Consider the following 15,508-nt stretch of genomic DNA (forward strand, 5'->3'; position numbering starts at 1 on the left):
AGGATTTACTGTAAAATTATGAACTGCATAGAGGATGGAGGAATTCATATGACGACTCGATCACAATCTTGGTTCGCTAAAACAGAGGCCCAACCGACTGCGAAGCTCCAACTATTCTGCTTCCCCTACGCCGGTGGTGGTGCTTACATATTTAACTCTTGGAAGTCCAGACTCGCGCCTGATATTACTGTGTTGCCAATACAACTCCCTGGACGTGAGAGCCGCTCCATTGAAGCTCCAATGGAAACCCTTCAAGACATCGTCCAATCGTTGGTTCCCGCTATGGCTCCATACATACATAAGCCATTTGCTTTTTTTGGGCACAGTATGGGGGCACTGATCGCATTTGAAACAGCGCGGCAGTTGTACAGTAAAACTGGAAAACTACCTGTGCATATCATCGTATCTGGTAAATCCGCTCCTCATCTTCCATACTCCAAGAAACGGCTCCATAATTTAGCAGACGATTCTTTCACCGAAGAGCTTCGTTTGATGCAGGGCACCCCCGAAGAGGTGCTGCAAAATGCAGAATTGATGCAAATTATTATGCCTCGTCTGCGTGCAGATTTTAAGGTATGTGAAACTTATGTTTATCAGCCGGGAGATCCACTGGCATGCCCAATGACGGTTTTAGGGGGAACGAGGGATTTTGAGGTTAGCACAGATTCACTTCGTGCCTGGCAGCAGCATACGATGTCACCTATGGATGTCCGGATGTTCGAAGGCAATCACTTTTTCATCCATGAACAAGAGCAAGAGGTTATGAGCGCAGTCGAGGACATTCTCTCCGCATCCTCGCCGATGGCCCACGCTGCGGCAGCTCATACAACTTACAACACAAGCACTCCACAACCACGATTCAGGCAGAGTTGAATGTCCCACACATCACGATACACTTCGTTATCACCATCTCAGCAATAACCGATAAAACCACCCACCATGATGCATTTTCCAGCGTAGATTAAAATCCAATTTTTCTGTACAGGCCCTCATCATTTCAGACACAGAGTTTACTTCAATGACGTCCATCGCCAATCTAAAAAGTTCGCACTGCTAAAGTGTGGCAATGAAAAAGAGGGATGCCTTTGTTTCGATCAAATTCTGCTTTTCGGAGACTCACACGCTATATAAAGCCTTATAATCTTTGGGTTTTTATAGCCGTGATTTCCTCCTTGTGTTTGGCAACTATTGACATTATTTTGGGTAAGGCCATAGAGCAAATGGCACAGGGAACATTCTCCTCCACCCAGAACATGATCTATCTAGTTGTTGGTATGACGGTAATTGGAATGCCTTGTAAGTTTGTGATGAGGTACGCTTCGGCACGTTTTAGTGTTAGTGCCCTGCGCGACTTGAGAGGCGATCTCGTACATAAGTTTTATGATTTACCTGTTTCCAGCGTGGAGAGCAAGTTCACCGGAGATTTGGTATCCCGTCTAACAAACAATACAGCGCTGTTGCAGAACTTTTTTATCCAGCAGTTTGCTAATCTGTTTTATTTGCCACTTGTGTTTACGGCATCCTTAACGTTGCTTTTACTGACAAGCTGGAAACTGGTTTTGGCAAGTCTTGCGCTTATGCCTGTAGGAATGATCATAACCTCACTGATGAGCAAGCCAATTGAGAAATACTCCAAGGAGCTTCAGGAGAAAATTGCTCATTTGAACGCGGTGGGACAGGATGCGATCGGAGGAATTCCTATCGTCAAGGCATTTAATATGCAGGCTGTGCTGTTGAAGAAGTATATGGTGATTACGGAGGAGGTCATCAAGCGCGGATTGCGGCTAGAAAAACGCTATGCGTTCATAACTCCAGTAGGTGTGATGATGCTGGCAACACCGATTATTTTGGTCATTGTGTACGGTGGATATTTGATTCAACAAGGTGAGTTGAATGCTGGTGGCATTGTCCTTTTTTTATATCTTATTTCGTTCATATTGCAGCCTGTTGCCATGCTGCCGACGATCATTTCGCAAATGAAGGAAGCGGGGGGAGCAGCGAAGCATTTGTTTGAGGTGCTGGATTGGCCAGATGAGCGGCAAGACGGGAAAATCACTTCAATAAGCCAAGATCTCGAGGAAGACGATGCAGAAAGCAAGGACGACATTCCTGTAGTCAGCTTTGAGCATTTAACCTTTGGCTACAACGAAGAGAACACGGTGCTGAAGGAGATTAGCTTCCAGGTAGGACAAGGAGAAACGGTAGCGATTGTTGGGGCCAGCGGTGGCGGTAAAAGCACAATCTTCAAGCTGCTTTGCGGATTTAATGAACCTGGAGAGCATGCCGGAACCGTTCAATTGTTTGGTAAGAATTTGACAGATTGGAACCTAACAAGCCTGCGTAGCCATATTTCGATGGTATCTCAGGAACCGTCGCTTTTTCCGGCCACTATTGCAGAAAATATCGGATATGGACGTCTGGAGGCGACCCGGAAAGAAATTGTCGAGGCGGCGAAAGCGGCACATGCGCATGACTTTATTGTTCAGCTACCCGAGGGCTATGAAACTCTGTTGAGCGAACGGGGAGGCGGATTGTCTGGAGGACAAAAGCAGCGTATTTCTATAGCAAGAGCATTGCTGAAAAATGCTCCGCTGCTTCTACTGGACGAGCCGACTTCAGCACTCGATAGCCAGTCGGAGGCTCAGGTACAGATTGCAATGAATGCAGCAATGCAAAACCGGACGGTACTGGTCATAGCTCATCGACTGTCAACTGTACGCCAGGCGAACCGCATTATCGTACTTGATCAGGGGAGCATTGTGGAATCGGGTACACATGAGGAATTACTAGGCCGTGATGGTGTGTACCGAAAGCTGTATTTGCAAAATTTTGAAGGACAGCAAACGGAGGAAAACGGGTATTCACTGCCTGAGGAAAGGAGTGAGCGTCGTGACCTTCAAGCAGGGGTTTTATGAATCTAAGCAATTGATGTCCCTGATGAAGCCGCATCGAAAATGGTATTTTACGGGGTTGGTTGGCAACAGTCTGACCAATGCCAGCATCACAATTTTGCTTTCTTTTGTGGTGCATTATTTGCTGAATTTTGCGGTTAATGGCGATGTACAGGAGCTGTACCGAGCGGTCTATTTGGTCAGCGGCACATTTTTGGCGTTAAGTCTTATTTCCCCCGTGTGCAGCTATATGTATAAACGATGTGTCAAGCTCGCAATTGCCGATGTACGAATGAAACTATTCGGTCATGTTGTCAAGCTATCGTATGAAAAAGCCGAAAAACACCATTCGGGTAATCTTGTTTCCCGCATGACAAACGATGTCCAAACGCTGGAGCAGGCTTACACCGTTCATATTCGCTCGATTATACTGGAAACTTCGCTTTTCTTAGGCTCACTAGTCATTCTGATGGTGCTGGATTGGCGATTTGGGATTATGGCGGTTCTACTAGGACTAGCTTCAGCCTGGATAAATGCTCATTTTGCGAAGAAAATGCGACAGACGAGTGAAGAATTACAGGGACGGATGAGCAGGTTCACGGAACGATTGAGTGATTTGCTTTCTGGTTTACAGACGGTGAAGTTATTTGGGTTAAGGACAAAAGTGGGTGGACTTTGCAACGATGCAAGCGAGGACATAAATCGCATCAGTATCCGACAGGGACGTCATATGGGACTGCAGGATATGTGTAATTTTGTTATTGAATTTATTACGCTGGGCGGTGTGCTTGTTGCTGGATTGATCTTGGTTTCGCAGAAGCAAATGGAGCTCGGAGTTTTGGGACAGATTGTGCAGCTGCAAACGGGTATTTCAACGGTATTTTTGGAGCTGGGGGCAGCTGTATCCCTGTTACAAAACTCTTTGGCAGGCTTGGCGCGTATCCGCGAAATCTTGAATGAGTCGAAGGAAGAGGAACAGTTTCCCGCGGCGAAACAGAAGGGATCAGTAACCGGGCTTATCGATCCAGAGGTGTCAGCTTCATCAGCCCGTGAACCTAAGGAATCCTATGACGGTGTCGAGACTGTGGATTCAGACCTCTCTATTGAACAGACTGCTGCTGCGCTGGAGCTACACAATATCACCTTTGGCTATCAGCCAGACCGTCCAACGCTGCGAAGATTGAACTTGGTCGTGCCAGAAGGGCAGGTAACCGCGATTGTCGGTCCGAGTGGTGGTGGGAAAAGCACTGTGATGAAGTTGTTGCTGGGATTTTACCCACCGGATGAAGGTGTGCTGCGGGTTCGCGGCCGCTTGGCAGAAGAATTTCGGTTGGATGAGGTCAGGGATTTAATGGCCTATGTACCACAGGAGGCTACACTGTTCCACGGTACAGTAGCAGACAATATCCGCTTCGGCTCACCGGATGCCACGGATGAGGAAGTAGAGGTTGCGGCCAAAACAGCCTATGCCAGCGGCTTCATAGCTGAGCTTCCGGAGGGTTATGACACGATTGTCGGTGAACGCGGAGCCAATTTGTCCGGGGGTCAAAGACAGCGAATCGCGATTGCCCGTGCTCTGCTCAAAAATGCGCCGATTTTGCTGCTGGATGAAGCCACCTCGGCCCTGGATGCAGAGTCGGAATATGAAGTTCAGCAGGGCTTAGATGAGCTGATGAAGGATCGTACGACATTAGTTATTGCCCATCGATTGTCTACGATTGAGAGGGCGGATACGATCTGTGTTCTTGCCGATGGCGAGCTCAAAGAACAGGGAACTCATGACCAGCTCCTTGCTGAGGGTGGTCATTATGCGGAGCTGTATGAGCTTCAGTTTCAAAAGCATCCAGAGGAACAAACCGCATAAATATGCGAATTTTCTTTTTACCAAATATCTATTTTGCGAGGAGAGAGACGGATGACACAGCAAGATGTTCAATTGTTTTCCTTAAGCCAGCCACAGCAACGTATTTGGTATACGGAGCTTTTGTATCCTCATCGGAACACTTCAACCATTATCGGTACTGTAAAAATCAGAGGAACTGTTCGTATAGATGCATTGCAGCAAGCAATGAACCGAGTGATTGCCCAAAACGATTCTTTCCGTATCAAAATCACTGCTCAGGATGGAATCCCATATCAATATGTAGAGCCGTTTACAGCGGAAAATATTGAAACGCTTCAAGTAACCCCGGAAGAAGCGAATGAATGGTTAAAGCGCCATAATCCACAACCGTTCTCATTGTTGGATTCGCAGCTGTACCGATTTGTTATTTTACAGCTAGGGGTAGAAGAAACCTGGTTCAATTTTAAAATGCATCATATTATTTCGGACGGCGTGTCCATGAATCAGGCCATTAATGAAATCACTGGACATTATATGGATATTGTGCATGGTACAGGTCAGGATGCACCGACCAAAGGCAATCCTTATCTAGAGTTTATTCAGGTAGAGCAAAGCTATGAGCAATCTGATCGCTATCAAAAGGACAAGACGTATTGGACGGAAAAGTTTGCTGATTTGCCAGAGACGACAGGCTTAAAATCATATAACCCGCTGACACTGAGCACAGCTGCACGCCGGGAGAGTTTTATACTGAAGCATGAATTGTATCGTGGTGTTACGGCTTTTTGCGAGGAACATAAAATCAGTATTTTCACGTTCTTTCTGGCGGCTCTGTATATTTATTTGCATAAAGTGACGGGTGAGCAGGACTTAACCGTAGGGACTCTCTATGCCAACCGTACGTCTAAGAAAGAAAAGGATACCATCGGCATGTTCGTCAGCACCGTGGCTACTCGTCTGTTGGTCGAACCGGAATCCGAACTGCTGGCCTTCTTGCAGGGTGTAGGGAAGGAGCAGGCGTCCATTTTGCGGCATCAGCGTTACCCGTACAACAAAATTATTCAAGATTTACGCGAACAGCAAAGTAGTCTGGACATCCAGCGTCTATTTGGGGCATCTATTCAGTACCGTACCTTGAGCTTCTCCCGTTTTGATGAAGCGATTCAGCAGGTGGATAACGATTTCTGCGGAGATACAGTGAATGACTTCGATATTCACATGGTTGAAATGCTGGATGACGATAGACTCGTATTATACCTGGATTATCGTACCGAGCTGTTTAGTGAGCAGGAAATTGCTCGAATTATTCAACAATTTTTGAGTGTGGCGGAGCATATGGTACAGGGCCCACACAAGCGGATAGAGGAATTGTCGCTGATCAGTGAGGAAGAACGGGCGCAAATCGTTGACGTATTCAATGCCACAATAGTGGAATATCCACGCGAAGCAGGCATTCATGAGTTATTTGAGGAACAGGTGGCACGTACACCGAATCAGACAGCAGTTGTGTCTGACAACGTCCATTTAACTTATGGAGAATTGAATGTAAAAGCCAATCGGCTGGCTCACACGCTGCGCGGGAACGGTGTTACCGCTGAGCGAACTGTAGGTATCGTTGCTGAGCGTTCCGTAGATATGATCGTCGGCATGCTGGCGATTCTCAAAGCGGGCGGCGCATATGTGCCGATTGACCCTGATTATCCGGCTGAACGTGTGCGCTACCTATTGGAAGATTCGGGAGCGGAGTTGCTGCTGGTGCAGCATGCGAAACAGCAACCGGAGGATTACACCGGAATTGTGCTGGATCTGAGCGATGCCGCTGTGTACGGGGCAGAGAATAGTCAAGATGCAAATAATATGCATGGGGAACAAAACGAAGCTAGTCATGCGGATTTTACACATTATTCAAATCAGAAAAATGAGTTTTTAAAGGAATCTTCTTCGTCTGTCGTAGACAGTACTACTGGAGCACATCCATTTGGTAATCGACTTGCCTATCTTATGTACACTTCGGGTACGACCGGACAACCTAAAGGAGTTATGGTAGAGCATCGCAATGTCGTGCGCTTGGTAAAAAATACAAACTATGCGCAATTGGGTGCTGACACGCGCATTTTGCAAACCGGCGCTGTTGTCTTTGACGCGTCCACCTTCGAAATTTGGGGTGCGTTGCTGAATGGAGGACAGCTTGTACTGGTAAGTCAGGATGTTATTTTGGACGCTCCGAAGCTCAAGGAAGCTGTCCGCAGCCATGGTATTACAACAATGTGGCTGACTGCGCCACTCTTTAACCAGCTATCCCAGCAGGATCTGGAGTTGTTTGAGGGGGTACAAGAACTGTTGGTCGGCGGTGATGTGCTGTCCGTACCGCACATTAACCGGGTGCTTGAGGCTCATCCGTCCCTACGGATTATCAATGGCTATGGCCCGACGGAAAATACAACTTTTTCTACAACTCATGCGATTGCTGGCGTGCAATCGGAAGCAGTGCCGATCGGGCGTCCGATCCACAACTCCACAGCGTATGTCGTAGACCGTTCCATGCAACTTCAGCCTGTGGGGGCATGGGGTGAACTGATCGTCGGCGGCGACGGGGTGGCACGTGGCTACCGGAATCGTCCTGATTTAACAGCTGAAAAGTTCATAGATAGTCCGTTCCGCAGTGGAGAGCGTTGCTACCGTACAGGCGATTTGGTTCGCTGGAATGAGGACGGGACGCTGGAATACAAAGGACGGATCGACGCGCAAGTGAAAATCCGTGGCTACCGGATTGAATTGGGCGAGGTGGAAGCGCAGCTGTTGAAGCTGGAGGCGGTGCAAGAAGCCGTCGTCATTGCACGTGAGGATGAGCAGGGACAAAAACAGCTTTGCGCATATGTGGTCACCCTTGCGGATATTACGGCAAGTGAGCTACGAAGCGCCTTGAGCCAGGAATTGCCAGGTTACATGGTGCCGTCGTATTTTGTACAGATGGAGCAATTGCCGTTGACACCGAATGGCAAGGTGGATCGGCGGGCGTTGCCACAGCCGGAGGGAAGCGTGGATTCCGGCGAGGATTATGTAGCCGCCCGTAATGAGGTAGAGCGGATATTGGTATCGGTATGGCAATCTGTACTGGGTATCGAACAGATTGGTGTACTGGATAACTTCTTCCATTTGGGAGGCGACTCGATTAAGGCCATCCAGGTGTCTTCGAGATTGCTGCAAAATGGTTACAAGCTGGAAATGAGAGAACTGTTCCAGTATCCAACGATTGCTGAGCTGAACGGACGGGTGCAGCGGGTGACCCGCGTGTCCGATCAAGGAGAAGTCAGAGGAAACGTGGCCTTGACACCGATTCAGCACTGGTTTATTGAACAGCAGCCATCTAATCCTGAGCACTATAACCAGGCTCTGATGCTGCACCGTGAGGATCGTTTGGACGAAACGGCGCTTCATCAAACCTTGCAACGCATTGTCGAGCATCATGATGCTTTGCGCATCGTATTCCGCCAAAATGCAGAGGGTGGTTATGAAGCATGGAACCGTGGCGTGCAAGAAGGAGAGCTGTATAACCTCGAAGTGGTGGATTATACCCAGGAGTCTGACTTTGCCCATTTGCTGGAGAGCAAAACTAGCGAAATTCAAAGTAGCATCCATCTACATGAAGGACCGCTGGTGAAGCTGGGTCTGTTCCGTTGCACCGATGGAGACCATTTGTTGGTAGCGATCCACCATTTGGTGGTCGACGGCGTGTCTTGGCGTATTTTGCTGGAGGATCTGGCATCCGGCTATGAACAGGCTTTACGGGGCGAGTCTGTCCGTTTACCGAATAAGACGGATTCCTTCCGCCTTTGGGCGGATCAGCTGTCAGCTTATGCGAACAGCACTGCGTTGGAGAAGGAACGGCCATATTGGGAGCAGGTGGAGCGAGCTGGTGCTGTTCAACAGGCATTGCCTAAGGATTACACTCGTAAGTCTCAGGCCAAGCCACAGCTTCGCGATGATCGGACACTGACCGTAGCGTGGACGGTCGAAGAAACGGAACAATTTTTGAAACAAGCCCATCGGGCCTACAATACAGAAGCAAACGACCTGCTGCTGACAGCTTTGGGTACGGCCGTTCAGGAGTGGGTAGGCATCGGTCAGGTGCTTGTGAATCTGGAGGGGCATGGACGGGAAGCCATTTTGCCGGATATGGATATTACGCGCACCGTCGGTTGGTTTACCAGCCAATTCCCAGTTGTCCTGGATATGGGCGAGGACCGGAATGTGGGACAGCGTGTCAAGAACGTCAAGGAAGGGCTACGCCGTTTGCCGCATAAAGGGATTGGATACGGAATTTTGAGATATCTTGCTGACAGGGCAGAAGAAGCCACTTTTGTGGCCGAGCCGGAAATCAGCTTTAACTATCTCGGCCAATTCGATCAGGATTTGAAGCAGAATGCATTCCGCATGTCTCCTTATTCCGTCGGAGCTTCCATGAGTGACACGTTGACCAAGCGGTATGCTCTGGATATCAACGGCATGATCACGGACGGTGCCCTGGAACTGACGATCAGCTATAGCAACAAAATGTTCATGAAAAAATCGGTTAAAAAACTGGCTGATCTGCTGCAGGAGAGCTTGCGTGAGGTGTTGGCTCACTGTGTGGCTAAAGAGTTGCCGGAGCTGACCCCAAGCGACTTGTCCTTCCAAGGACTGACGGCTGTAGAACTGGATCATATTGTAGAGCAGACGGCTGCTGCTGGAGAACTGGAAAACATTTATTCGTTAACCCCTATGCAAAAAGGCATCCTGTTCCACGGCTTCATGGAGCCGCAATCCGGGGCGTACTTTGAGCAGGCGACATTTGATCTGCAAGGCAGCTTCCAAGTGGAGGCTTTTGCCGAAAGCCTCAACCAGCTGGTGGGTCGCCATCAAATATTCAGAACGAATTTTTATAGTGGCTGGAATGAGCAGCCTTTACAGGTAGTGTACCGCCATAAAGCGGCTGGATTCCGGTTTGAAGATATACGTTCAATGGGACAAGAAGAGCAGGACGCATACCTTGCTGATTTTGCCGAGCGCGACAAAGCCGAAGGCTTTCATTTCAGCTCCGGCGAGCTGATGCGGGTGTCCATTTTACGTACAGGTGAGGAGTCGTACCGTTTTGTGTGGAGCTTCCATCATATTTTGATGGACGGCTGGTGCTTGTTCCTGGTTGTCGGGGAAGCGTTTCATACGTACTTTGCCATCCTTGAAGACCGCAAGCCGGAGCTTGCCCCGGTAACGCCATACAGTGAATATATTGAATGGCTGGATCGACAGGACAACGCGGAGGCAGAACGGTTCTGGCGTGATTATTTTGCGGGCTTTGAGCAGCAGACCGTATTGCCGCAGGTCAAACAGCTGGACGGTCACGCTAAAGCATATGAAGCGGACAAGCTTTCATTTACACTGGGCCGTGAAGTGACGGAGCGGATGAACAAGCTGGTTAAGCAGAAGCAAGTGACAGTCAATACATTCCTGCAAGCAGCGTGGGGCGTTGTGTTACAGCGGTATAACAATAGTCGGGATGTGGTATTTGGCAGTGTCGTATCCGGCAGATCAGCGGATATTCCGGGCATCGACAAAATGATTGGGTTGTTCATTAACACCGTTCCTGTACGGATTCACAGTGAGAAAGAGATGACGTTTGCTGGGCTAATGAAGCAGATTCAGGAGCAGGCACTGGCTTCCCGTGCCTATGAAACCTATCCGTTGTATGAAATTCAGGCCCTGACCGAGCAGAAGCAGGACCTGGTGAACCATATTATCGTGTTTGAAAACTACCCCGTGGAACAGCGCATGGAGCAGATGGGTAGTCGTGGGAACAATGGTTTTACGATTGCCAATGCTTCCATGTCAGAGCAAACAAACTATGATTTCAACATTACGGTGGTGCCAGGCGATGAAATCCATGTCCATTTGGAGTACAACGCGCAGGTGTTGGAACGTACAGCTGTAGAGCAAATCCGTGAGCATTTGCTGCATATAATTGAAGAAGCGATTCACAGACCAGATGCGCTGGTGGACGAGCTTGAGCTGGTGACTGCTGCGGAAAAAGCGAACATCATCGATGGTTTTGGATCAGTAGGCGTAGCTGCATGGAGTGATGAAAAGGAATCGGAATTGTTGTTCCACGCCTATGTGGAAGAACAAGCGCAGCTTGTGCCGGATCATGTGGCCGTTGTATACGAGGAGCGGCAACTGACGTACCGCGACTTGAACGAGCGTGGGAACCAACTGGCCCGTAGATTGCGGAATGAGGGCATTGGACGCGAATCGATTGTAGGCATCTTGAGCGAGCGTTCGGTAGACATGCTGGTCGGCGTACTAGCGGTATGGAAGGCTGGAGGCGCCTATGTACCGCTGGATGCAGACTATCCGTCCGAGCGCATTCGTTTCATGCTCGAGGACAGCGGTGCGACGGTGCTGCTCACGCAAACCGGTTTGCAGGAGCGAGCTCAAGCATGGCTCGCGGAAAGCCGGCTGGCCTTGGTCGGAGGGCAGACTGAGGTTGAACTGGAAACAGCGGCTGCTGCTGAAATGATGGAAAGAGACCGCCTGAATGAAGGCGTAAGCTTGAAAGCAGATTCGAAGTCTGACAGCGAAGCAGCATCCGAACCGGCAACAGGGCTGCGTCTGCGTACTGTATTGGCACTGGACGATGAGTTGCTGTATACCGGGGATACCACGGATATTGAACGTATCAACGAGCCGCAAGACTTGGCGTATGTGATCTATACGTCGGGGACAACGGGGCGTCCAAAAGGCGTCATGATCGAGCATCGCAGCTTGGTGAACACGGCTGCCGCGTATCGCCGGGATTACCGTCTGAACCAGTTCCCAGTCCGATTGCTGCAACTGGCCAGCTTCTCCTTCGACGTGTTCGTCGGCGATATTGCACGGACGCTCTATAACTGCGGCACGATGGTCATCTGTCCGAAAGACGACCGGATTGACCCAAGCCGTCTATACGGATGGATTCGCGATTATCAGATTACCGTGTTCGAATCGACTCCAGCCTTGATCGTACCGTTTATGCAGCATGTGCATGAACACGGGCTGGACATGAGCAGTCTGGAGCTGCTGATCACGAGCTCAGACACCTGTAGCGTGACGGACTACCGAGTGCTGCAAGAACGGTTTGGTGCGGACATCCGCATTATTAACAGCTACGGCGTCACGGAAGCGGCAATTGACTCCAGCTTCTACGACGAAGAGCTGTCGAAGCTGCCAAGCAGCGGGAATGTGCCGATTGGTCAGGCATGGCTGAACGCACGCTTCTACATCGTGGACAGCCAGCTGAATCCGGTGCCGATTGGCGTACTGGGCGAGCTGTGCATCGGCGGTGCTGGCGTGGCACGGGGGTACCTGAACCGTGCGGACCTGACAGCCGAGAAATTCGTAGCGAACCCGTACGTACCAGGTGAACGTTTGTATCGCACCGGCGATTTGGCGCGGTGGATGCCAGACGGCAATGTAGACTTTATCGGCCGGATGGACTATCAGGTCAAAATCCGGGGCTATCGGATCGAGCTGGGCGAGATTGAAACGGCGATCCAGCGGGTACCGGGTGTGCGTCAAGCTGTAGTCATCGACCGGACGGACGAGCGTGGACACAAGTATTTGTGCGGATACATCACGGGAGAAACCGAGCTGCGGATCGAGGAAGTACAAGCAGAGCTGGAAGCCGGACTGCCAGCGCACATGGTGCCTGCACGCCTGATGCGACTGGAGACGATCCCGCTGACCAGCAACGGCAAAATCGACCGCAAGGCCCTGCCGGAACCGGAAGGCAGCATTCATACCGGAGCAGCCTATGTGGCACCGCGTACTACGGTGGAGCAAGTACTGGCTGCGGTATGGGCCGCAGTGCTTGGCGTGGAGGCCGTAGGCACGCAGGATAACTTCTTTGAGCTGGGCGGCGATTCGATCAAGGCCTTGCAAGTATCTTCCCGCTTGCTGCAAGCAGGTTATCGACTGAACATGAAGGATCTCTTCAGCTACCCGACGGTAGCGGCACTCAGTCCATTACTTCGTACCGATGGCAAGGTGGCCAGTCAGGAAGAGGCAGTAGGCCAGGTGGAACTGACACCTATTCAGCGCTGGTTCTTCGAGCAGCAGCCGGCTGATCTGCACCACAGCAACCAGGCGATGATGCTGTACCGAGCTGGGGGCTTTGATGTCGACGCGCTGCGCCGTACGATGGACCGTATGGTCCAGCATCATGACGCATTGCGCACGGTATTCCGTGAGACGGAGCAAGGCTATGTCGCTTGGAACCGCAGTGTAGAGGAAGGCGAGCTATACACGCTGGATATTGTAGATTTCAGCGGAGTGGAAGACGAATCTGCCGCTGTTGAAGCTAAGGCGAGTGAAATTCAAGCTGGCATTCACTTGAGCGCGGGTCCGCTGGTGAAGCTCGGTCTGTTCCATTGCGCTGAGGGCGACCATGTATTAATCGTCATTCATCATTTGGTGGTAGACGGTGTATCGTGGCGTATTTTGCTGGAGGATTTGGCATCTGGTTATGAGCAGGCAGTTGCAGGTCAGACCGGCACAGCTATTCGGCTGCCGCATAAAACAGATTCGTTCCAGGTATGGGCCAAACAACTGTCAGCCTATGCCAACAGTGCGACGATGGAGCGGGAGCTGGCCTACTGGCAGCATATCGAACAAGCCGAAGCAAGCCTCGCGAAGCCTTTGCCGAAGGATTTTGCGAATGATAATGCACGGCTCGGAGACAGTGAGGTGGTGACGGTCCGCTGGACGAAGCAGGAGACGGAGCAGCTGCTCAAACAAGCTCATCGCGCATACAACACGGAAATGAATGACCTGTTGCTAGCCGCGCTCGGAAAAGCGGTGTATGACTGGTCGGGTTCCGAGCGGATATTGGTCAACCTGGAGGGTCATGGACGGGAAGCCATTGTACCGGATGTGGATATTACGCGCACGGTCGGCTGGTTTACGAGCCAGTTCCCGGTTGTCCTGGATGGAAGTCTGGGAGAAGGGGGACATACTGCTCGCCTGATCAAGCGGACCAAGGAAGGGTTGCGTCATATTCCGCAAAAAGGCATCGGCTATGGTATTTTACGCTACCTGTCGGATCTAAATGTGCTGGAGAAAGCAGGCGTGCAGTTAGAGACTCAGCCTGAGATCAGTTTTAACTATTTAGGCCAATTCGATCAGGATTATAAAGGCAACGATTTACAGCCTTCCGCTTATTCCATTGGTGTGCCTGTCAGCACGAACGCGATTATGGATTTTGCGCTGGATATCAACGGATTAATCGAGGATGGCGAGTTGGTGTTCACGATTCGCTACGGTACAACGCAGTTCCGTCATGAAACGATTGCACGGCTGGGAGAACTGCTGGCATCCGGCTTGCGTGAAGTCATTCATCATTGTGTCACCCAAGAAAGAACAGTGCTGACTCCAAGTGATGTTCTGTTAAACCATGTAACGCTGGACGAGTTGGAGCAATTGGTGGAAGATACGCGGGATCTGGGCGAGCTGGAAAATGTATATGCTTTGACACCGATGCAAAAGGGTATGCTCTTTTTCAGCCTGATGGATGAGAATTCGGCGGCTTATTTTGAGCAGGCATCCTTTGAGTTGAATGGGCGCTTCGATGTGGTTACTTTCGGTAAGAGCTTGGATCTGCTCGTACAGCGTCATGAGGCCCTGCGGACGAACTTTATCAACTCATGGAAGGATGAGCCTGTACAGGTCGTCTTCCGCAATCGCAGCGGACAATTATATTATGAAGACCTGCGAGGACTAGAAAAAGAGGAACGAAAAGCGCGTGTGGAGGCTTTTACCCTTGCCGATAAAGCGAAGGGATTTAATCTCGCAGAGGATGCACTCCTTCGTATCTCGATCCTGCAAACTGGGGATGAAACGTATCACTTTATCTGGAGCTTCCATCACATTTTGATGGATGGCTGGTGCTTGTCCTTTATGACACAGGAAGTATTCGGTAGCTATCTGGCACTGCGTGCGGGTGATGAGCCAGTGCTGGAGCCTGTCACGCCGTTCAGCCGATTTATCGAATGGCTGGAACGTCAGGATCGTGAGGCAGCCCTGCAATACTGGCGTGGGTATCTGGCGGACTACGAGCAGCAAATTACGCTTCCACAGCAAAAAACACAGCCGAAATCAATGCACACCGGGGAATATATCGCTGAAGATCTGGATTGCGAATTCCAGCCAGAGCTGGTTGCCCAGATCGAACGGGTGGCGAAGCAAAATCAGGTCACGATCAATACGTTGATTCAGACGGTATGGGGCGTTCTGTTGCAGAAGTATAACAACAGTACGGATGTCGTGTTCGGCAGCGTTGTGTCCGGTCGTCCAGGGGATATTCCAGGTGTGGAGCACATGATCGGGCTATTTATCAATACAATTCCAGTGCGTGTGCAGTCTGAACCAGGTAAAAGCTTTGTCGAGCTGATGAAACGAACACAGCGGCAAGCGCTGGCTTCCAATGCCTACGATGCGTTCCCGCTGTATGAAATTCAAGCACTGACCGAGCAGAAGCAGGATTTAATCAACCATATTATGATATTTGAAAATTACCCGGTGGAGCAGCAGGTAGAGCAACTGGGCAGTGAAGGACAGGAACCCTTCACAATTTCAAACGTGGTGTCTACAGAGGAAACCAACTACGATCTGAACGTTGTCGTGATGCCAGGTGAAGGCATCAAGATTCGTTTTATGTATAACACGCTCAGCTTTGATCAAGCAGGTATTGAACGTCTGTATGGAC

At 50.2% G+C, this 15,508-nt stretch carries 4 protein-coding genes; all 4 read left to right on the forward strand.

What is annotated here, in order from left to right:
* The first annotated feature begins 48 nt into the window (after nucleotides 1-48).
* Nucleotides 49-873 carry a thioesterase II family protein gene (locus MMB75_RS25030; RefSeq protein ID WP_045245415.1) on the forward strand — a complete coding sequence of 275 codons (825 nt, stop codon included), beginning with the start codon at nucleotides 49-51 and terminating at the stop codon, nucleotides 871-873.
* Between the two features lie 212 nt (nucleotides 874-1,085).
* On the forward strand, nucleotides 1,086-2,915 hold the full coding sequence (locus MMB75_RS25035) for an ABC transporter ATP-binding protein (protein ID WP_080942723.1): 1,830 nt from the start codon (nucleotides 1,086-1,088) through the stop codon (nucleotides 2,913-2,915).
* Nucleotides 2,890-4,755, forward strand: coding sequence for an ABC transporter ATP-binding protein (locus tag MMB75_RS25040; protein WP_045245417.1), 1,866 nt, complete (start codon nucleotides 2,890-2,892; stop codon nucleotides 4,753-4,755). Before MMB75_RS25035 ends, MMB75_RS25040 begins: the two co-directional genes overlap by 26 nt.
* 51 nt (nucleotides 4,756-4,806) lie before the next feature.
* A partial coding sequence (locus MMB75_RS25045; RefSeq protein ID WP_277511364.1) for a non-ribosomal peptide synthetase occupies nucleotides 4,807-15,508 on the forward strand: 10,702 nt, incomplete at its 3' end.

It is taken from the genome of Paenibacillus sp. P2(2022), from assembly GCF_029522175.1.
Lineage (GTDB): Bacteria > Bacillota > Bacilli > Paenibacillales > Paenibacillaceae > Paenibacillus > Paenibacillus polymyxa.